This window comes from Komarekiella delphini-convector SJRDD-AB1 (assembly GCF_014831675.1).
Lineage (GTDB): Bacteria > Cyanobacteriota > Cyanobacteriia > Cyanobacteriales > Nostocaceae > Komarekiella.
On sequence record NZ_VJXY01000006.1, the window covers coordinates 149724 to 168816 of the forward strand.

General features: G+C 42.0%; 20 protein-coding genes and 1 pseudogene. 10 read left to right on the top strand and 11 right to left on the bottom strand.

The genetic code is table 11. The features are described from left to right. Positions 1–5: 5 nt before the first annotated feature. The gene (locus tag FNW02_RS38490) at positions 6–215 is read right to left on the bottom strand and encodes a hypothetical protein (protein ID WP_225225508.1); all 210 of its coding nucleotides are present in this window, start codon (positions 213–215) and stop codon (positions 6–8) included. A gap of 262 nt (positions 216–477) precedes the next feature. Here FNW02_RS38490 and argZ point away from each other — a divergent pair, with 262 nt between their 5' ends. The 3 genes from argZ to FNW02_RS08070 all read left to right on the top strand — a co-directional run bounded on the left by argZ (position 478) and on the right by FNW02_RS08070 (position 3971). Further along, positions 478–2589, top strand: a complete 2112-nt coding sequence (gene argZ / locus FNW02_RS08060; RefSeq protein ID WP_191757024.1) for a bifunctional arginine dihydrolase/ornithine cyclodeaminase — start codon at positions 478–480, stop codon at positions 2587–2589. Between the two features lie 84 nt (positions 2590–2673). Further along, positions 2674–3168, top strand: coding sequence for a DUF2085 domain-containing protein (locus FNW02_RS08065; RefSeq protein ID WP_191757025.1), 495 nt, complete (start codon positions 2674–2676; stop codon positions 3166–3168). A gap of 26 nt (positions 3169–3194) precedes the next feature. Then, on the top strand, positions 3195–3971 hold the full coding sequence (locus FNW02_RS08070; protein WP_191757026.1) for an Rpn family recombination-promoting nuclease/putative transposase: 777 nt from the start codon (positions 3195–3197) through the stop codon (positions 3969–3971). Positions 3972–4139: 168 nt separating this feature from the next. Here FNW02_RS08070 and FNW02_RS08075 read toward each other — a convergent pair whose 3' ends face one another. Further along, positions 4140–5957 (bottom strand): N-acetylmuramoyl-L-alanine amidase, encoded by a 1818-nt coding sequence (locus tag FNW02_RS08075; protein WP_191757027.1) that lies wholly within the window; start codon positions 5955–5957, stop codon positions 4140–4142. A gap of 85 nt (positions 5958–6042) precedes the next feature. On the opposite strand from FNW02_RS08075, the gene FNW02_RS08080 reads away from it, so the two are divergent. Both FNW02_RS08080 and FNW02_RS08085 read left to right on the top strand, forming a co-directional pair. Then, positions 6043–7644, top strand: coding sequence for a CTP synthase (locus tag FNW02_RS08080; RefSeq protein WP_191757028.1), 1602 nt, complete (start codon positions 6043–6045; stop codon positions 7642–7644). A gap of 158 nt (positions 7645–7802) precedes the next feature. Further along, the gene (locus FNW02_RS08085; protein WP_191757029.1) at positions 7803–8225 is read left to right on the top strand and encodes a hypothetical protein; all 423 of its coding nucleotides are present in this window, start codon (positions 7803–7805) and stop codon (positions 8223–8225) included. Positions 8226–8312: 87 nt separating this feature from the next. Here the strand turns inward: FNW02_RS08085 and FNW02_RS08090 are convergent, their stop codons facing one another. The 4 genes from FNW02_RS08090 to FNW02_RS08105 all read right to left on the bottom strand — a co-directional run bounded on the left by FNW02_RS08090 (position 8313) and on the right by FNW02_RS08105 (position 11181). Next, positions 8313–8939, bottom strand: a complete 627-nt coding sequence (locus tag FNW02_RS08090) for a type I restriction endonuclease subunit R (protein WP_191757030.1) — start codon at positions 8937–8939, stop codon at positions 8313–8315. Between the two features lie 3 nt (positions 8940–8942). Continuing rightward, entirely contained in the window at positions 8943–9833 is an 891-nt protein-coding gene (locus tag FNW02_RS08095) for an ROK family protein (RefSeq protein ID WP_191757031.1), read from the bottom strand. 153 nt (positions 9834–9986) lie between these two features. Beyond that, a complete protein-coding gene (locus FNW02_RS08100; RefSeq protein ID WP_191757110.1) occupies positions 9987–10178 on the bottom strand; it encodes a hypothetical protein in 192 nt (63 codons plus the stop codon). A gap of 106 nt (positions 10179–10284) precedes the next feature. Next, entirely contained in the window at positions 10285–11181 is an 897-nt protein-coding gene (locus FNW02_RS08105; RefSeq protein WP_191757032.1) for an ABC transporter permease, read from the bottom strand. A gap of 201 nt (positions 11182–11382) precedes the next feature. On the opposite strand from FNW02_RS08105, the pseudogene FNW02_RS39890 reads away from it, so the two are divergent. Both FNW02_RS39890 and FNW02_RS08115 read left to right on the top strand, forming a co-directional pair. Then, positions 11383–11739: pseudogene (locus FNW02_RS39890) on the top strand (element excision factor XisH family protein). Next, positions 11727–12062: a XisI protein gene (locus FNW02_RS08115; RefSeq protein WP_191757033.1), complete on the top strand. Its 336-nt coding sequence runs from the start codon at positions 11727–11729 to the stop codon at positions 12060–12062. The pseudogene FNW02_RS39890 and the gene FNW02_RS08115 overlap by 13 nt, the downstream one beginning before the upstream one ends. A 98-nt stretch (positions 12063–12160) precedes the next feature. Here the strand turns inward: FNW02_RS08115 and trxB are convergent, their stop codons facing one another. The 4 genes from trxB to FNW02_RS39505 all read right to left on the bottom strand — a co-directional run bounded on the left by trxB (position 12161) and on the right by FNW02_RS39505 (position 14467). Next, positions 12161–13534 (bottom strand): thioredoxin-disulfide reductase, encoded by a 1374-nt coding sequence (trxB, locus tag FNW02_RS08120; protein WP_191757034.1) that lies wholly within the window; start codon positions 13532–13534, stop codon positions 12161–12163. A 340-nt stretch (positions 13535–13874) separates the two neighbouring features. After that, positions 13875–14051, bottom strand: coding sequence for an Rpn family recombination-promoting nuclease/putative transposase (locus FNW02_RS39495; protein ID WP_263627722.1), 177 nt, complete (start codon positions 14049–14051; stop codon positions 13875–13877). A gap of 145 nt (positions 14052–14196) precedes the next feature. Then, positions 14197–14289 (bottom strand): DUF2887 domain-containing protein, encoded by a 93-nt coding sequence (locus FNW02_RS39500; RefSeq protein WP_348535378.1) that lies wholly within the window; start codon positions 14287–14289, stop codon positions 14197–14199. A 61-nt stretch (positions 14290–14350) separates the two neighbouring features. Continuing rightward, positions 14351–14467 carry an Rpn family recombination-promoting nuclease/putative transposase gene (locus FNW02_RS39505; protein ID WP_263627726.1) on the bottom strand — a complete coding sequence of 39 codons (117 nt, stop codon included), beginning with the start codon at positions 14465–14467 and terminating at the stop codon, positions 14351–14353. 110 nt (positions 14468–14577) lie between these two features. Here FNW02_RS39505 and FNW02_RS08130 point away from each other — a divergent pair, with 110 nt between their 5' ends. From FNW02_RS08130 to FNW02_RS08140, 3 genes are all read left to right on the top strand, one after another. Continuing rightward, positions 14578–15144, top strand: coding sequence for a Uma2 family endonuclease (locus tag FNW02_RS08130; RefSeq protein WP_191757035.1), 567 nt, complete (start codon positions 14578–14580; stop codon positions 15142–15144). 204 nt (positions 15145–15348) lie between these two features. Then, on the top strand, positions 15349–15927 hold the full coding sequence (locus FNW02_RS08135) for a type IV pilin-like G/H family protein (RefSeq protein ID WP_191757036.1): 579 nt from the start codon (positions 15349–15351) through the stop codon (positions 15925–15927). A gap of 150 nt (positions 15928–16077) precedes the next feature. After that, on the top strand, positions 16078–18297 hold the full coding sequence (locus FNW02_RS08140; protein WP_191757037.1) for an O-linked N-acetylglucosamine transferase, SPINDLY family protein: 2220 nt from the start codon (positions 16078–16080) through the stop codon (positions 18295–18297). A 66-nt stretch (positions 18298–18363) separates the two neighbouring features. Here FNW02_RS08140 and FNW02_RS08145 read toward each other — a convergent pair whose 3' ends face one another. Further along, positions 18364–18996: an REP-associated tyrosine transposase gene (locus FNW02_RS08145; RefSeq protein ID WP_191757038.1), complete on the bottom strand. Its 633-nt coding sequence runs from the start codon at positions 18994–18996 to the stop codon at positions 18364–18366. Positions 18997–19093 lie beyond the last annotated feature (97 nt).

Here is a 19093-nt window from a genome sequence, read left to right on the forward strand (position 1 = left end):
GTAACTCAAAGGTGAGAAATGAATAGCCATCCCCATTGTGTTTTGCCAAGTAAACCAGCAACAATTGTGCTGTTAGTATCTCGAATTAAGATAGCTAGTGGCTGGTGTACATCTTTCTCTACTTGACTGTTGTTGTATTCTACAAGCTGGCTGATAACAGTATGAATCTCCTCTAGGTCAGGGTTATCTTCAATCGTTATTGTTAGCTTTGCCATCAGAGTTATGAAAACTAAACGGCATTAAAATAACACGAAATTGTACTTTCAGACCTATGCCTGTTACCCCTCTTGCCATTTCGCCAGCTAGTTTATATCTTCCCTTCAGTTTGTCTCTTACAGTAATAGAATTAAGAACGAAGCCTTTGTAAAGCCTTCAACTATCAAGAGGTAGAGGTTTAGTAGCAGATTTTACAAATTGGAAAAACAAAAATCTGTATCCAAAATAACCTTGTAGCATCTAAACGCTTGTAAAATTTTTATGACTTCCCTGATTCGCTTTTTAATGTGTCCTCCTGACCACTACGATGTGGACTATGTAATTAATCCCTGGATGGAAGGGAATATTCACAAGTCATCGCGCGATCGCGCCGTCGAACAGTGGCAGGGGTTACACTACATCCTCAAACAACACGCCATTGTAGATTTAGTAACACCCCAGAAAGGTTGGCCTGATTTAGTTTTTACCGCCAATGCTGGCTTAGTACTGGGAAAGAACGTCGTCCTCAGTCGCTTTTTACACAAAGAACGTCAGGGAGAAGAACCTCACTTTAAACAATGGTTTGAGGCAAATAATTACACAGTACATGAACTCCCTAAAGATTTGCCTTTTGAGGGAGCAGGTGACGCACTGCTAGATCGGGAAGGACGCTGGTTATGGGCGGGATACGGTTTCCGTTCAGAATTAGATTCTCACCCTTACCTAGCTAAATGGTTGGATATTGAGGTGCTGTCTCTACGACTAATAGATGAACGCTTCTATCACCTAGATACCTGCTTTTGTCCCCTAGCAAACGGCTATTTGCTTTACTATCCAGGCGCTTTTGATTCTTACTCCAACCGCTTAATCGAAATGCGAGTTGCACCAGAAAAGCTGATCGCCATTGAGGAAACGGATGCAGTCAACTTCGCTTGTAATGCAGTGAATGTGGACGGCATTATCATCATGAACAAGGCGAGTGATGCTTTGAAAACACGCCTTGCAGATGTCGGTTTCCAAGTGATGGAAACGCCGCTTACCGAATTTCTCAAAGCTGGTGGTGCGGCTAAATGTCTGACCTTGCGGGTGACAGAACCAGTTAGAGACGAAGTTCATGCCAATGTCTCGGTAGAAAGCCGCGTCATTCGGATGGAAGGACACTTACTGGATGCTGGTTTGATTAACCGTGCTTTGGATCTGATTGTGGACGCTGGGGGAAGCTTCCAAGTCCTGAATTTCAACTTGGGAGAACAGCGGCAAAGTACCTCAGCCGCCGAGGTGAAGGTGTCAGCACCATCGCATGAAGTGATGGAAGAAATCATCTCCCGGTTGATTGATTTAGGTGCAGTAAATTTACCCGAAGATGAGCGAGATGCCAAACTTGAGCCTGTGATCCAAGCTGGTGTAGCTCCTGATGATTTCTACGTTAGTACAATTTATCCCACCGAAGTTCGGATTCGTGGTCAGTGGGTGAAGGTGGAAAATCAGCGGATGGATGGCGCGATCGCTATTACCCAAACTCCTAATGGTATAGTGGCACGGTGTAAAATCTTACGCGATGTCGAAGTAGGCGACCAAGTTGTTGTAGACGTGTTAGGTATCCGCACCATTCGCAAAACTGAATCGCGGGAACTACGCAATACTCAAGAATTCAGCTTTATGTCCGCGGGTGTTTCCAGCGAGCGGCGTGTGGAATTAGTCGTCGAGCAAGTGGCTTGGGAATTACGTAAAATACGAGATGCTGGTGGTAAAGTAGTTGTCACGGCTGGGCCTGTGGTCATTCATACAGGCGGCGGCGAACACCTAGCGCAACTGATTCGTGAAGGCTACGTGCAAGCTTTGCTGGGTGGTAATGCGATCGCAGTCCACGACATCGAGCAAAATATCATGGGGACTTCCCTCGGTGTGGACATGAAGCGGGGTGTCGCCGTCCGTGGTGGACACCGCCATCACCTGAAGGTAATTAATAGTATCCGCCGTTACGGCAGTATTGCCAAAGCAGTTGAGGCTGGAGCGATTAAGAGTGGCGTGATGTATGAGTGCGTCCACAATCATGTACCTTTTGTGCTTGCCGGTTCCATTAGAGATGATGGGCCTTTACCTGATACTCAAATGGATTTGATTAAGGCACAGGAAGAATATGCCAAACAACTAGAAGGTGCGGAGATGATTTTAATGCTGTCATCAATGCTGCACTCAATTGGGGTGGGAAATATGACCCCTGCGGGTGTGAAAATGGTATGTGTGGATATTAATCCAGCTGTGGTTACTAAGTTGAGCGATCGCGGTTCTGTCGAATCGGTGGGTGTGGTGACGGATGTGGGATTATTTCTCAGTCTCCTGGTGCAGCAGTTGGATAAGTTGACGAGTCCGTATATTGCTAAGGTAGGTTAAATCTCACGCAGAGGCGCAGCGAAAAGTATGAGCGCCGGCTCCCGGCGATCATAACTTTTCAAGACAGAGGCGCAGAGGAAGGGAATGGCAAGAGTAGCTTTCAGTAGATTGCAAATTAATTGGGTCAGTGCGATCGCTGATTTTATACTGGTGGGTATGGTTTTAGGCCCGCCAGTGGCTCCCTTTCTGGCTGGGTCTGGGGTGTTTTTGCTTCCGGGAATTGCGGACATCATTTATTTCATGGGTAATCATGTCTGTCCGCAACCGGATTTGGGGTTAGATTTAGCACCCCCGTTTATTATGGCTGTGTGTATGCGTTGCTACGGCACTGTAACGGGTTTGATGATTACTCGTCTGCTGTATGCTGTAACTGGTGGTAAAGGTTTTTACTGGTTAAATCAGTATGGCTGGAATGGTGCGGCGCTCTCTAGCGTATTGATGATGGCTTATCCTCTGGAGTTGGCAGCGCAGGTGTTTGGTTTGTGGAGTTTTAATAATTACGTGGTTACACCTTTTGGGATGATTACGGGTTTAGCGTGGGGGTTGTTTACTATGCCCATATTGCATAAGTGGCAGTGAGTGGGTAACGTTAAAATCTTCATCCCATGAGAACTGACTCCATTTTTTATCAATTATTTCAGAACTTTCCCAGCATATTTTTTGAATTGATTGGTGAATCTGCCGCAACTGGTAATAACTATCAATTCACATCAGTTGAAATCAAGCAAACTGCTTTTCGTATAGATGGTTTATTCTTACCTTATATTAATTCTTCTGACCAGCCGATATATTTTGTAGAAGTTCAGTTTCAGTCTGATTCAAGATTTTATTCGCGCTTTTTTGGCGAAATATTTTTATACTTCCGTCAATATGACTTACCTAATGATTGGCGTGCAGTTGTACTGTATCCTCAACGTAGTTTAGACCCAGAAGTGCCGATGCAGTATCGTGGTCTATTGTTAACTCAGCAAGTACAGCGTGTGTATTTGGATGAGTTAGGGGAAGAAACAGACCGTTCACTAGGCGTGGGTGTAGTGAAATTAGTTGTAGAGTCAAAAGAAACAACGGTTGAATTAGCAAAGCAATTAATTAACAAAGCTGAACAAGAAATTGCTGATGAAGCTATCCAAAGCAAAATTATAGAATTAATAGAGACGATAGTGTTCTACAAGTTCCCGCAAAAAAGCCGACAGGAGATAGCAGAAATGTTTGGATTTAGTGAGTTGAAACAAACGAGAGTATATCAAGAAATCAAAGAAGAAGCTTTGTTAGAAGCTGTACCTCGATTATTGGCATTGGGATTGACAATGAAGCAGGTGGCAGAGGCGTTGAGTTTGTCAGTTGAGCAAGTACAAGAGGCAACAAAGCAAATTTCCGATTGATGCCATGCCAAGACAACCTGCTATATGGGAGAACTTCATATATAAAAGTAATGTTTGCTAAGTTGTGGCAAGCCGAAAAACTTAGGAATCAAAGGCAAAAACTTTCTCTTTTTTGCAAAGCTTACATTTTTTCTTGAATGCTTTCAAACTACTTCACAGTATTTCTGTTTACTGCACACTCCTAAACCATTCTGTAACACCTTCTGCGATCGCTTTTGCCATTTTCTTCTGTTCTTCTGGGTTTACCACCTGCTCAAATTCATCAGGATTGCTCATAAAACCCAATTCCAGCAATACCGATGGCGCTGCCGCTGGACGTGTTAGCGCTAAGTTATTCCAAAACACGCCGTATGAAGGTTTGTTTAGTGCTTTGACTACATAATTGTGCAAAAATATTGCTAGGCTGTGGGCTTGAGGATGATACCAAAAAGCTCCAAATCCCTTAGTTTTTTCAGCATCGCCATTATCTGGTAGAGAGTTGTAATGTATGGAAAGAGCGATGCATGGTTCTTGTTTACTAATAATTTCCTGACGTGCTACTAGCGAAAGATCTTTATCATCTTCCCGTGTCATTACCACAGTCGCCCCTCGCTTCACCAACTCATCGCGCAGCAACTTAGATACCACTAAATTTACATCTTTTTCCAAATATCCAGTCGGGCCAGTGGCACCAGACTCTTTACCTCCATGTCCTGGATCAAGTACAATCTTGATGCCAGCTAAAGGCTTGCGTCTATTGTGTCCAATTGCAGGTGGATGACGCAAAGCTAAAACCAGGGTTGTACCGTCGTATCTCAGCTTATATCCCCACTGTTGAGCTTTTTTGAGGTTAAAAGTGTATTTTACTTGTCCTGGAGCCACCTGCTGCCAGTCTAGGCGAGAAATTAGGGGGTTGTCATCTAGGCGAATAATGTCTGTTTGGGCAGTGGTATTGTAGAGAGTAAGGGTGAAAGTGCGGTCATCTTGTTGCACGCTGACAGGTACGGGAATTTGTAAGGGAAAAAATATCTCCGTCAAACCAGGGAGTTGGCGATTTCGGACACTGCGGATTACCGTCTGTGAGGGAATTGCACCAGGTAAAGAGCGGGTTTCTTTGCTATTAATCCAAGCACCATAATCTAGGCGTAACCATTCACCTTCCTTTGCTGTAACTGTTGCCCTTGTCCCTTTCGGCAGTGGTGTAAGTCGAGAATAATCGGTACTAGGGCCAGTGCGAGCCACGCCTGACTCTGCTGTCACCTCAAAAACTGGTAACTGCGCGGGTGAAAGGATTTGAATTTTGCCGGGCCCTGGTTGAGTTATCGTCTTGCCGTTGAGGGTTAGTTGAAATTCCGGTTTACCCAAATCTACATTTTTGCCGGAATCCTGAACAACAGCACCGGAGATGGTATTGTTACCGTAAATTAGGGAACCAAGCTGTTGTGCTGTAGTGCAACCTTCGTACTTTCCTACGGTAGACTGGGCAGTAGGCTGATTTCGCCCCGTGAGAGCTGCCAAATTACTTGGCAGTTGCGCCTGTTGGGGTTGCGGTGAAAGGGCTACAGTTTGATTAGCCAGCTTGACAGATACACTGGCATTGGGGGGTGCGATCGCGCTAAAACAAATTAGTTCCCCTGGTAGTCTAGCAATGTCAACTGCTGGAGTCAGGGAATCTTTGGCAAAGGCTAACCCCTGTGGTAACTCTGGCTGATTCGTAAGCCTTGTCACCTTAATCTGAAGTTCTTGGTTACGGTGACGTACAGTAAACAAATTCTCTCCCAACTGCAAGGGGAAACTTGGAGAAAAATGACCAGTCTTGCTGCGGGTAATTGGCTTACCATTAAACAAAACTTGTCCATCAGGTGGTGCTGTACCAAGAAAGAAGATTTGTTCAGCACTTGTCTGGTGGTTATTTTGGGGATAAACGACTAAAAGAGATGGCTCTGCCAATGCTACGGAGGAAGTGACAACACAGCCTAATACTACTAATCCTAAAAGGTTTTTCACGGTCAAATCACAAAAGATTTCACCACAATGACTGTGGCACAATGACGAGATGTATTTTTAGAAGTTGCTAGAAATTAAAACTATTATGACTAAGTTTATCTTTGTAACTGGAGGTGTAGTTTCCAGTATAGGCAAAGGCATTGTAGCAGCAAGTCTAGGGCGTTTGCTCAAATCACGCGATTACTCGGTGTCGATTCTCAAACTAGACCCTTATATCAATGTCGATCCAGGGACAATGAGTCCTTTTCAGCATGGGGAAGTATTTGTTACCCAGGATGGCGCGGAGACAGATTTAGACTTGGGGCATTACGAACGCTTTACCGATACTTCAATGTCGCGATTGAACTGTGTTACTACTGGAGCAATATACCAGGCAGTAATCAATAGAGAGCGGCGCGGAGACTACAATGGCGGCACTGTGCAGGTGATTCCTCACATCACCAACGAAATTAAAGAGCGAATTTTAAGAGTTGCCAAAAGTACGAATCCATCAGTTGTAATTACTGAGATAGGTGGTACGGTAGGAGATATTGAATCACTACCGTTTTTGGAAGCGATTCGCCAGTTCCGCAAGGAGGTGGGACGGCAAAATGTGTTGTATATGCACGTAACGCTAGTACCGTGGATTGCTTCTGCGGGTGAGATGAAAACTAAACCGACACAGCATTCGGTGAAGGAACTGAGATCCATTGGTATTCAACCGGATATTTTAGTTTGTCGGAGCGATCGCCCTCTACCTAAAGGATTAAAACAGAAATTGTCGGGATTTTGCGATGTACCCGAAGAATGCGTCATCACCTCCCAAGATGCCAAGAGTATCTATGAAGTACCGCTGAATCTGGAAAAGGAAGGCATGGCGCAGCAAGTGCTGGACTTGCTGCAAATGGAACAACGCCAACCAAATTTAACCCAGTGGCAAACCCTGGTACAACGTCTACATAGTCCCAAATACGAGGTAGAAATTGCCATCGTTGGTAAATATGTGCAGTTAGGTGATGCTTATTTATCTGTAGTAGAAGCCCTGCATCATGCTGCAATCTCAACTTGTGGCAAATTGAAACTGCGTTGGGTAAATTCAGAGGATTTGGAAACTGAACCAGCTGAAACCCATCTTAAAGGTGTCAATGGCGTGATTGTGCCAGGAGGTTTCGGTATTCGGGGGGTGGATGGTAAAATTGCCGCGATTCAATATGCTCGCGATCGCCAAATTCCCTTCTTGGGTTTATGCTTAGGAATGCAATGTTCCGTAATTGAATGGGCCAGACACGTAGCAGGATTAACGGATGCCAATAGTGCGGAATTTGACGCCTACACCACTGACCCAGTGATTAACTTATTGCCAGAACAACAAGACGTCGTTGATTTAGGCGGTACAATGCGTTTGGGACTTTATCCTTGCCGTGTGCTACCTGATACTTTAGCTTTTAAGCTCTATCAAGATGATGTGATTTATGAGCGGCATCGGCATCGGTATGAGTTTAACAATGCTTACCGCGATCTGTTGTTAAAGTCTGGCTATGTTATTAGTGGTACTTCTCCCGATGGACGTTTAGTCGAAATTGTGGAATTATCCAACCACCCATTCTTTATTGCTTGCCAGTTTCATCCAGAATTTCAATCTCGCCCAAGTACCCCTCATCCTCTATTTAAAGGGTTTATTCAAGCCGCGATCGCTCTTTCTCTCTAAACTCTCAATTCATCAAGACCATTGTCAGTGTTTTAAAGTAATGCAAAATTGAAAATTTTAAAAAATTAATTTTGTGATCATGAAGGCGACATTATTGAGGAAATGTTATGACTTACTGAGTGAAAATCATTCATAAACTTCAGCCTTGAGGAGATTGTGTGGCGTACTGGGTGAAAATCCTTTACGAGAGGAAAGAATATGTAGTAAATTTTGAGCGTGTCCATGCTTTTTGTTATGAACGCAACGGCAGGGTGACTTTTTGGCTACCCGACAGTGCTATTCCCATAGTGATTAACCCGCAAAGTAATCTGGAAGACTATCAAAAAGTTCTGGATTATCTAGAATGCGTTACGGATTTGGAAATAGATCATGCCCACTGGGTGAAAATCATTTATGAAAAAAATGAATACGTAATTAACCTCAACTGCATCAGTTCCTTTTGTCAGGAAGCGAACGGCAGGATCACCTTTTGGCTGCCAGATGGCACTATCCCCATTATTATTAACCCTGTGAGTAATCCCGAATCTTATCAAAAAGTTTTGCAATTCGTTAAAAAGGCAACTGGATATTCTTTGTCATGAGAATAAGGCATAGAGCATTAGGCATGGTGTGAAGATATTTTTATAAAAGTGAGATGCTCCCAAACTCCACTGCTTAAGTACTCACTCCTAACTAATGATTAATTCTCCAAGGCGCTTCAATACACTGATTACTTGATGTAGTTCTGAATCGCGTTCAATTGATAGCGCATAAGATTGTGCATACCGAGGTTGTCCTTGTTGAATTAATTTGATAAAAACAAATTCCCTACCGTTAATTAATAAACCAAAAGTTGGTTGTGCAGGATTTGGATTATCAAGCATATACGCGAGTGCTTGGGGTAGGGCTACCATCACATCAAATTTACTGCTTTTAGATTCAATAACAAGTATCCAACAACGTTTTTGAATGACAAGGACATTAATATTTCCTTTAACGATAAAGCCTTCATCTTTAGCAGAAATCTCGATAGAAGTCTCGGTTTCAATTTCAAAAGGAGGTTGATAAAACCCAGCTAAATCGAGTAAAGGAGACAGCACTACCATTTTTACCGTCTCTTCTGACATCAGACGGCGCTTATTCAAGTTCAAATAATTGCTTTTCACTCGATCAAGCGCTTGCTTTTCACCATCAGTCAGAATTGGTAAATTCTCTGTCCATTCTGGAAAGAAGTTGGTGTCTGTGGTAAGTTGCAAACCAAATTTTTCTTCTAATTCGTAAAGACTAATGTCTCTGGCTGGGATTATTTGAACCATAATCTAAAATCTCGAATAGTTTTGCCATGCTAACTTTGCTGCACCCACTATCCCGGCAAAGTTGCCCAACTCCGCTGGCAAAATTTGTAAACCCGCGCGTGAGGTTGGCATTACTCGCTTCTCAATTTCCGCCTTCATAGCTGGTAAGAAAAACTCAAAGCTGGCACAGACACCACCACCAATTACGATCGCTTCTGGTGTCAGCACATAAATCAAACTCGTCAAACCAATAGCTAAATCCTTACCATATTCTTGCCAAAAAGTCAAAGCTTCGGTATCTCCTGCTTGGGCCAAAGCGCCCAATTCTGCTGCTTCCCTGAGAGTGCGGCGACGAATTGCATTAACTGAAGCATACTGTTCCAGAGAGCCTTGATTGCCACTATTACATATTGGCCCATTGGGGTTGAAAGTAATTAAACCCAATTCTCCAGCGGCTCCTTTATGCCCAACAAACAGTTTGCCATCCAGGATAATTGCGCCACCAACCCCAGTTCCTAAAGTCAGCAGAATCAGATTTTGAAAGTGGCGACCAGCACCTAGCCAAGCTTCTCCTAATCCCGCGCAGTTAGCATCGTTAGCGATAACTGTAGGTTTGCCAGTTTTGGTTTCTAACCAGTCTGCTAAAGGCACATCGCGCCATCCTGCCAAGTTAATAGCGATTTTGGCAATGCGTCCTGTGGCATCGGCAGGGCCAGGAGTACCAACACCAATAGCAACAGTTTGATTATCTGGATCAATTTGAGCGATCGCATCCAGTATCACCTCCACCACCGCTGCTGGTGTTGCTGGTTGGGGAGCCGCCACAATCAAAGATTGTAAGCAAGTACCATCAGATGTAAAACGCCCCAACTTAATCGCTGTTCCCCCCACATCAATGCCAACTACTTGATCCACAATGGCCAATCCAAAATCTTTATTTGTATAGAACCACAGATGAACACAAATAAACACAGATATTTTTATCTGTGTGTATTTTTATAGAAAGTCTGTAACAAGATTCCGCAGAGTGTGCCGACTTGAGGCAAGCAGAACTTTTACAGACTGTGTTTATTCATGGTTATTAATAATTCGCACATTCGCTACTGGAGATGAACGAAGACTGGATTGCTCCTGCCAAGCTGAGATTGGAGCACCTCTTAAGATACCAGCCAGGGCAACGGAAAGTACAAATCCACCAGTAGCAGCGGCAATTAATGTCAGGTTATCTTTCACGTAAATCTCTCTATTGTTATTTGTCATCTGTTATTTGTCATTTGTCCCCGTTATGTTCGTCCGAAGCCGACGCACAGACTTCTCTGTTTGTCATTGGTTTTTTGGGTATTAACCACTGATCATTGACTAATGACTACTTTCGGATTCTATTTTCTCGCCGTAACCGAGGATTGACAAATTCGTTTAACCCCTCACCCAGTAGTGATAACCCTACTACCATGCATGTCATCGCTAAACCAGGGAAAAGGGTAGTCCACCAAATGCCAGTAGGTAGGGCTTCTAGCGCTTGTTTTAAATCATGTCCCCATTCTGGCACTTCTTCTGGAAGTCCTAGTCCCAAAAAACCCAAACCGCCCAACACCAAAATGGCATCAGCGGCGTTGAGCGTGAATAGTACGGGTACGCTTTGAATGACGTTAAAAAATAGATATCGAGATAGCACAATCCAAGTGGAAGCGCCCATTGCTTGAGCAGCTTCAATGAATACTTCCGTTTTTACACTAACGGTGTGGTTACGGACAACGCGGTAATATTGAGGGATGTAAGCAATGCTGATTGCGATCGCTGCGTTAATTATTCCACGCCCCACTACAAAAGCCAGCGTCACAGACAGAAGTAGCCCTGGTAAGGTATAAATACTATCCATAATAAATAGCAATACCCTATCCAACTTACCGCCGAGATAGCCACTGAGCATACCCAAAGGCACACCGATAATCATACTCAGCGCTGTTGCCAAAATTACCACTTGCAAAGCGGCTTGAGCGCCAAATACTGTCCTAGAAAAAACATCATAGCCTAGGCGACTGGTTCCAAACCAATATTTAGCTGAGGGTGGCTCGTGAATTGGATTGGAAAGAAAATCCTTGGGGTTTTGCAGCCATCCCCAAGTCTGGAATACGGGAGCAAAGAATGCCAAGAAGATGAAAAAGAGGGTAATGGCTAACCCTATGAGCATTAGTTGTTGAGAAAGGTTAGGACTACTGGCTGAACGTAAAAATTTTGGCAGTTGCCGTTTTGTAATGGCCATGAGCGATCGCCTGGATCAAGCAAGATACGCTGACCATTTTACATACTAGGGATTAGGGATTGGGGATTGAGTAAACAAAACATCCTTAATAAAAGTCCGACGACTTCGCGGTGGATACAGAGCTACACTGAGAGAAATGATATGCCTGCAAGAGATATTTATCATGATGCTGTTAAGAATGCCTTAATTCAAGACGGCTAGATAATTACAGATGACCCTCTACATTTAAAGTGGGGTCAAAAAGATATGTATGTAGATTTAGGAGCCAAACAACTCTTAGCCGCAGAGCAAGGAAGTAAAAAAATAGCTGTAGAAATTAAAAGTTTTGTTAGTCCCTCAGAAATGGCAGACCTCAAAGATGCCATTGGTGGATTTATCATGTATCGTGCTGTTATCCATCGCCTGGAACCAAAAAGAACATTATATTAGGCAGTGCGCGACAGCGTATTTACAGCTTTGTTTGAGGAACCAATTGGTACACTTTTAATAGAAACTGAGAATCTAAAGTTACTCGTTTTTAATCCAGAAAATGAAAGGATTATTCAATGGATACCTTAGATAATTATCGACATATTATCAAAGAAGTATTAGTACCCTACATACAAATTCCATATTCCCACGCAGCTATTGAATGTCAAGCAGTCTTTGATAGCGAAAATGACAGTTATTTGCTGATAACTTTAGGCTGGGATAATATCAAGCGAATTCACGGTTGCTTAGTTCATATTGACATTATTGATAGTAAAATTTGGGTGCAACGGGATGATACAGAAGATGGCGTAACCTACGAATTAGTAGCAGCAGGAATTCCCAAAGAAAAAATTGTCTTGGGATTTCACCCACAAAATGTTAGGCAACACACCGGATATGCTGTCACCTAAGTTATAAAACACAGTATTAAGTCAAGGCTGCCACTTGAGCGAACGGTAGTAAGTAATGGGGATTAGGGAGGTTTTCCCTATTCCCTATGCTCCATTCTCTAAAGATTACTTTCAATCAACTGGCGGTATTCGCTCTTTTGCTTAACGCCTTTGATTTCCTTCACCAATTCCTTATTTCTGAACAATTGAATCGTCGGCGTTCCTGTCACATTAGCATTCTCAGCAATATCTCGATCTTTGTCGATGTCAATTTCCACAAAGTGAATTTTGCCGTCAAATTCATCCACGACCTTATTTAAAATTGGCTTGAGGGTATGGCAAGGGCCGCAGCCAGGAGCGACGTATTTCACAAAGAGTAAGCGATCGCTTTCATGGAATAATTTCCTTAAAGCATAGCCACCCTCATGGCGCGTCGCATTTAAATTAAATCCAGCTTCTTCTTCAGCTTCGGTTTTCTTCGCGGCTGGCTGATGTTTTAATTCATTATCTGCTGTTTCTGGCTGTTGATGGAATTCTTGAATCAAACCACTGGAAGACAACCAACGTTCTGCCAACATCGCCGCCATACAACCAGTACCCGCGGCTGTAATTGCCTGACGAAACTCATGATCTTGCACGTCGCCAGCCGCAAAAACGCCTTCTACACTCGTTTCCACAGTACCGTGCTTGGTGACAATATAACCCACCTCATCCAGTTCTAATTGTCCTTTAAATAGAGAGGTGTTAGGAGTGTGACCAATGGCGTAGAATAAACCCTTAGCGTGTAGTTTGCTTTCTTCACCAGTTTTGATATTGCGGACTTTCACCCCTTCCATGTGACCGTTACCAAAGATATCCACGGCTTCAGTGTTCCAATGCACTTGAATTTTTGGGTTACTCAAAACCCGGTCTTGCATGGCTTTAGAAGCCCGCATTTTATCGGAACGCACCAGCATATTTACCTTAGAGCCGTATTTGGTGAGGTAAATTGACTCTTCTGCCGCCGAGTCACCAGCACCAATCACAGCCAGTTCTGCACCATGGAAAATTGGGGTAGCACCATCGCAGATTGCACAAGCCGAGATACCTCGACTCCAAAATTCATGCTCGTTGGGTAAACCTAAACGCTTTGCTGTTGCACCAGTTGCAATCACCAGACTGTTGGTTTTAACTTCCCTTTCTTGCGATCGCACTGTAAAAGGACGCTGACTCAAGTCAACTGAGATCACATCCTCAGTATATAACTCTGCACCCCAGCGTTCAGCCTGCGCCTTCATCTGATCCATCAATTCCGGCCCGGTAATCCCTTGGGGAAACCCAGGAAAGTTCTCGACTTCCGTCGTTGTCATTAATTGCCCACCAGGTAATCCCCCGGCTTGGAAACCTTCAAATACAACAGGTTTTAGGTTAGCTCGTCCTGCATAGATAGCAGCTGTGTACCCTGCTGGCCCAGAACCGATAATTACTAAGTTTTCTACTGTGGGGTTAGTCATGGCTATATTATGAACTCATAACGACTACGCTTAATATAGCATAACAAATTATGATTGGCCACGCCACATGGTAAGCAATCATAAAATGCCTACATAACTATGCGCTCAACACTTGCCAAACACCTTCTTAATCGCTAAGACTGTTCTTGCAGATATTTCCTGATAGTGTCAACATCTAGTTCTAAAAATTCTGCTATTGCTTGAATGGTCATACCTTTATCTACACATTTTGATACTAATTTCAATTTGTTTCTAGTTCTGTTTCCGGCTTTGTCTTTGCCAAGATACTCTCGTACAATCGAGTATTTTTGAATGCATCTAAATCAAGCATGGCTTCAATTTACTCTAAAGCAAGATTGGGGAACTTATAAAATACAATAGCTTTGATAAATGCTATCATTTTCTTTTGAAGATTTTCATTGGGTAAATTTCCTCTTGCCTGATTGATTAGCTGTTGGGCTAAGGAAGTAGCTTTTGTCGGTGTTTCTACAAATAGTTTGGCAATTCCTATACTCAAAAAATCTTCAGTTCTAGTAGAAAGTTAATTCAGGTAAATACAGCATAGATGTTGTTCGATTAAAACCTAATAGCGTGGGTGAGGTAGAGTTTCATGAATGCGTTTGTAGTAGATAACAATTGCATACTAGTCTAAGTTTGCTGGTTTATTTATATTGACGAAAGTAAACAACAATTTCCTCAGAAAGTCGTTCGTAAAATTCTTCATATTTGTATGTTTGCAATTCTACAAAGTACAAAGGTTCGCTTCAAATCTCTTGACAGGAGAAAATAACCCGTCTAAACGAAATGATTGTTGTTTTATTCACGTGCAGTAAATGTATAGATATTGGGATTAGTTTCAGGTTTTTCAATAAGTTCAAAAAATATCTGTGGTAGTTCCTTAATAAGTTCGTAAAAAATTACATCTGTTTTCATTGATGCTACTAATGGCAAACTATACAGCCGTTTTGATTTGGATGGAATACATTGTAGCTTTCATCTGTTGAGGTACGTATGATAGATACAGAAGCGTTATTTGTTATGTTATGTCCCTCACGATTACAAACTTAGAGCAGCTACAATCCGAGCATCCAGAATGGCAGATGGAGCTAGTAGAAGGGAAAATTATAGTTATGGGGCCATCAGATTACGAGTCAGAGGAAATTAGTACTAGGTTGAGTACCTTTTTGAATAACTGGGTCATGTCGCGCAAACTGGGACGAGTAACTGGTTCTAGCGCGGGATTTATTCTGCCAAGTATAGAAGAGGGCGACTCTGAGAGAAGAAACCTACGTGCGCCTGATGTGTCTTTTGTTCGGGCTGACCGATTGAAGAAGACCAAGCGCGACTTTGTAGAGTTAGTTCCAGATCTAATGGTTGAGGTTAAATCAAAAAGCGACAGAATTAAACCGCTTGAAGAGAAAATTCAGTTATTTTTGCAACTTGGATCTGTAGTCGGCATACTGATTGACCCTGACAAATTGACAGTAACAGTTTACCGACTAAACCAAACTCCAGTGATGTTACAAAATGGCGAGACACTTACACTACCAGACTTGCTACCAGGTTGGGAACTGGCAGTATCAGAACTGTGGCCACCTGAGTTTGAGTAAGGCACTTTCACAATCGAAATTGAGAATCTAGCCCTTGGTGACACCAGGGGCTTAGTTATGTCTGTGTATATTAGAGTGCAAGGATTTTGGATTGTGCTACCGAATCTTCCCAAACTTTTTTTCCCAAGGTGATAGGAAAGCGATCGCGAGTGGGTAAGTTACATATAGAACACCCAAGCAACCCCTACCCCTGGGAAAACACTTATGAAAACCGAATTAAAAGCCAAGTTTCTCCAACACATTCTCGACAAAAAGAAGGGAGATGAGGGTTTTACACTCATTGAACTATTAGTAGTAATTATTATCATCGGTATTCTGTCTGCGATCGCGCTACCTTCTTTCCTCAACCAAGCTAACAAAGCCAAGCAGTCAGAAGCAAAAACTTATGTAGGTTCGATGAACCGCGCGCAGCAAGCATTTTACTTAGAACAGAACAGATTTGCAGCTAATGGTGACTTTGGTAGTTTAGGTCTTGGTATCGCAACAGAAACCTCAAATTACAAATACACAATTTCTGGTGGTGGTACTACTGCTCCTAGTCAAGTAAGTAACCAAGCAGCAACAGTAATTCCGGCTGCACCGCTCAAAACTTATATGGGTAATGTAGGTGTAACAACGCAAGCTTCTACCAGCGAAGCTACCACCATAGCTATTTTATGTGAATCTGAAAAACCTAAAGTTAACGGTGGTATAGATCCAGCTGTCTATTCTACTAGCGGCAATTTCGACTCCACCAGTAATTCACCTTCTTGCTCCGCCAACTTCATCAGCTTATCTAAGTAGAGAAGTGATTTCGTAGGTGAGCAATCTTTCACCTACAACATTTGACAAAAAAGTTAATTTGTCATGACGGCTTTTATTAAGCTAAATTACGTATTTTCCCAAGTGGGTAGAGTATTCTGCCCACTTTTTATTTAACTGTGAGAATAAATCATGATTACCGATGTAAATAACTGGCAGCAGATGGCTGAGCAATGCTTGATTAAAGGGAATTATGCACAAGCTGCTAATTTATACGAACAAGCAATAGAACAAGAGCCTCATGTTACTTCATATTATTGGCATTTGGGATTGCTGTTACTATTACAAGGACAAGAAGCAGAAGCTCAAATGACTTGGATGCTGCCAATGGCAGAAGCAGATACAGAACATTTGTCCAAATTGACAAATGTTCTATTTCAACTTTTGCAAATAGAAGCAGAACGGCGCGAAAAGCTAGCAGAATATTCTCTAGCTTGGTTAATTCGCCAGCACATGAAAGAGATTAATCCTGATGAAATGAATAATTTACTTCAAATTCTGCTACTTTCTCTCAAGCGAGAAAAGTTTGAAGAAATTGAGGAGATGAGTCAGTGGGGACTAATTGAGAGTTTGAAATTAAAAGAAAATTTAGATATTGACGCCAAATTATTGATGCAAGTTTTGCAGAAGATTTTAAATACCGTTCCTTTACATCCAATAAATCTTGATTTAGTAGAGGCTTGTTTACCTTACTTCCCTGATGCCGATCAAAGCTTCCGTATACTGCTTCCTGCTGCCATGAAAATTGGACATACTTTACAGCAGCCTAAGCTAGCAGCATCTCTACTTAACTTACATTTACAACTTGAACCAAATAATGTAGAAATTTTGAGACATTTAGCGACTTTTTATCAAGATGCTCGCAATTATTGTCAGGGCATAGAGACAGCTAAGTTATGTTATTCCCTATCAGAAAGCTTAGCTGATAAAATCTTTGCACTCCATTTACTGTTGAGAGGTCTAATGTCAGCAGGAGGATATTGGGCAGAGATATGTACAGCTTGTAAAGAGTTAGAAACTATTGAACAACAGTTTATTGAATCTCAACCAATTATTTTAGAAGAAGGCAGAACATTACGATTGCTGACACCATCTTTTGCTATACCTCACATTAAAGATTCTCCTGTAGATTTTCGAGGAATTCATAATAAAGTAGCTCAAATATTTAATAATAATATTAAAGAAATAGCTCAATCTGAGAGTAAGAGTTTTAAGTTTCAAAATATTAATAAATCAACTTTAAATATCTCAACTAAAAAGTTGAGAATTGGCTATGTGTCTTATGCTTTAAGAAACCATTCGGTTGGTTGGTTAGCTCGTTGGTTATTTCAGCATCATGACCAAGATAAATTTGATATTCATACTTATTTTATTAATTACAAATTAGTCAATGATTTTCTGCAAGAATGGTATGTAAACCATGCAGGAATATGTCATCTATTGGGTATGAACGGCTTAGAAATAGCCGAAAAAATCTATCATGATGAAATTGATATTTTAGTTGACCTTGATAGTATCACTTTAGATATTACTAGTGAAGTGATGGCACTCAAACCAGCCCCTATACAAGTTACTTGGCTGGGTTGGGATGCATCAGGCATTCCTGCAATTGATTACTTTATCGCAGACCCTTATGTATTGCCAGATAATGCACAGGATTACTATACAGAGAAAATTTGGCGATTACCCCAAACTTACATAGCAGTAGATGGTTTTGAGGTTGGTGTACCAACTCTCTGCCGCGATGACTTAAATATTCCTATTGATGCTGTTGTATATCTCAGCGCACAAAGAGGATATAAACGCCATCCAGAAACAACAAGGTGGCAGATGCAAATTATTAAACAAGTACCTAATAGCTACTTTTTGATTAAAGGGCTTTCTCAGGAAGAAGCAATTAAACGCTTCTTTTACCAAATTGCCGAAGAAGAAGGTGTAGATTGTTCTCAGTTACGATTTTTACCCCAAGTTCATCAAGAGTCAGTGCATCGCGCTAATTTAGGCATTGCAGATGTTGTTCTAGATACATTTCCCTACAACGGAGCGACAACAACCTTAGAAACATTGTGGATGGGCATTCCATTAGTAACGAGAGTTGGTGAACAATTTGCGGCGCGTAATAGCTACACCATGATGATAAATGCGGGTATCACAGAAGGCATTGCCTGGACAGATCAAGAATATGTAGAGTGGGGTGTGCGCTTGGGGAAAGATGAGGCTTTACGCCAGCAAGTCGTTTTGAAGCTGAAGGCATCGCGGCAAACAGCACCCCTGTGGAATGGCAAACAGTTTACCCGTGAGATGGAAAAGGCTTACGAGCAAATGTGGCAAATGTATATTGAAGGAAAATAAGCTCGTAGTGAGGGCTTCAGCCCTCAAAATAGATGTTAATAAGGGCTGAAGCCCTTACTACGAACATTAAAAATTATCCCAATCACTACCATAATCTCGCACTGGATATTCAGTCCAACAATCACGCAGCCATTGTCGTCCACAAACTTGTAAATACCAGTGAACACTACTTTCAACCCAGTCATAAGGAGATTTCACTAAGCCATGTTTAACTGGGTTGTAATGAATATAGTTAATAGTTGCATAGTAATGTCTTTCCGAACGAATAGCGTGATCGCTCCAACGATACCAAATTTGTCTCTTAGTTACATTGTCTTCTATATTCCATTGGCGAGAAACTAAACCATGTATTCTCCGAAACAAGTCACTCAATACATCAAAATTTACAACCTGAACTAGTAGATGATAGTGATTAGGCAAAATAACCCAAGCACATATTCTTAAATTTGTAGTGAGTGCTTCAGCGCTCCTCTGTTGCTCTCCACTGGCACAAAATTTATTAAATATTATATCTAAGAGTTGCTGACGGCGAGATGCAGTGTTTATATGACACTTGTGCTCATAACAAGCTACCGTTAGCAGGTAAAATTGCTTATCTCTTACTTCATGTGGTGGTGAGTGTGGTGGATAACCCTGACTTAGGCGATATTCAACTAGTTCAGCTTTTTGCTCTATTGTGAGTTTGCGATATTCATACATATATTTTTAAGCACTCAAGTGCTTACTACAAACAATTCAAAAGTTTGTAGTGAGGACTTTAGTCCTCATTTATAATTACAAACTTAAGCACTCAAGT

Bases quoted from the DNA above. Each gene is read 5' to 3' on its own strand.
- FNW02_RS08090 (WP_191757030.1), bottom strand. From the start codon at position 8,939: ATGGTTCAAATAATCCCAGCCAGAGACATTAGTCTTTACGAATTAGAA.
- FNW02_RS08080 (WP_191757028.1), top strand. From the start codon at position 6,043: ATGACTAAGTTTATCTTTGTAACTGGAGGTGTAGTTTCCAGTATAGGC.
- FNW02_RS08135 (WP_191757036.1), top strand. From the start codon at position 15,349: ATGAAAACCGAATTAAAAGCCAAGTTTCTCCAACACATTCTCGACAAA.
- FNW02_RS38490 (WP_225225508.1), bottom strand. From the start codon at position 215: ATGGCAAAGCTAACAATAACGATTGAAGATAACCCTGACCTAGAGGAG.
- argZ (WP_191757024.1), top strand. From the start codon at position 478: ATGACTTCCCTGATTCGCTTTTTAATGTGTCCTCCTGACCACTACGAT.
- FNW02_RS08140 (WP_191757037.1), top strand. From the start codon at position 16,078: ATGATTACCGATGTAAATAACTGGCAGCAGATGGCTGAGCAATGCTTG.
- FNW02_RS08130 (WP_191757035.1), top strand. From the start codon at position 14,578: ATGTCCCTCACGATTACAAACTTAGAGCAGCTACAATCCGAGCATCCA.
- FNW02_RS08100 (WP_191757110.1), bottom strand. From the start codon at position 10,178: ATGACAAATAACAATAGAGAGATTTACGTGAAAGATAACCTGACATTA.
- FNW02_RS39505 (WP_263627726.1), bottom strand. From the start codon at position 14,467: ATGAAAACAGATGTAATTTTTTACGAACTTATTAAGGAACTACCACAG.
- FNW02_RS08070 (WP_191757026.1), top strand. From the start codon at position 3,195: ATGAGAACTGACTCCATTTTTTATCAATTATTTCAGAACTTTCCCAGC.
- trxB (WP_191757034.1), bottom strand. From the start codon at position 13,534: ATGACTAACCCCACAGTAGAAAACTTAGTAATTATCGGTTCTGGGCCA.
- FNW02_RS08115 (WP_191757033.1), top strand. From the start codon at position 11,727: ATGGATACCTTAGATAATTATCGACATATTATCAAAGAAGTATTAGTA.
- FNW02_RS08105 (WP_191757032.1), bottom strand. From the start codon at position 11,181: ATGGCCATTACAAAACGGCAACTGCCAAAATTTTTACGTTCAGCCAGT.
- FNW02_RS08065 (WP_191757025.1), top strand. From the start codon at position 2,674: ATGGCAAGAGTAGCTTTCAGTAGATTGCAAATTAATTGGGTCAGTGCG.
- FNW02_RS08145 (WP_191757038.1), bottom strand. From the start codon at position 18,996: ATGTATGAATATCGCAAACTCACAATAGAGCAAAAAGCTGAACTAGTT.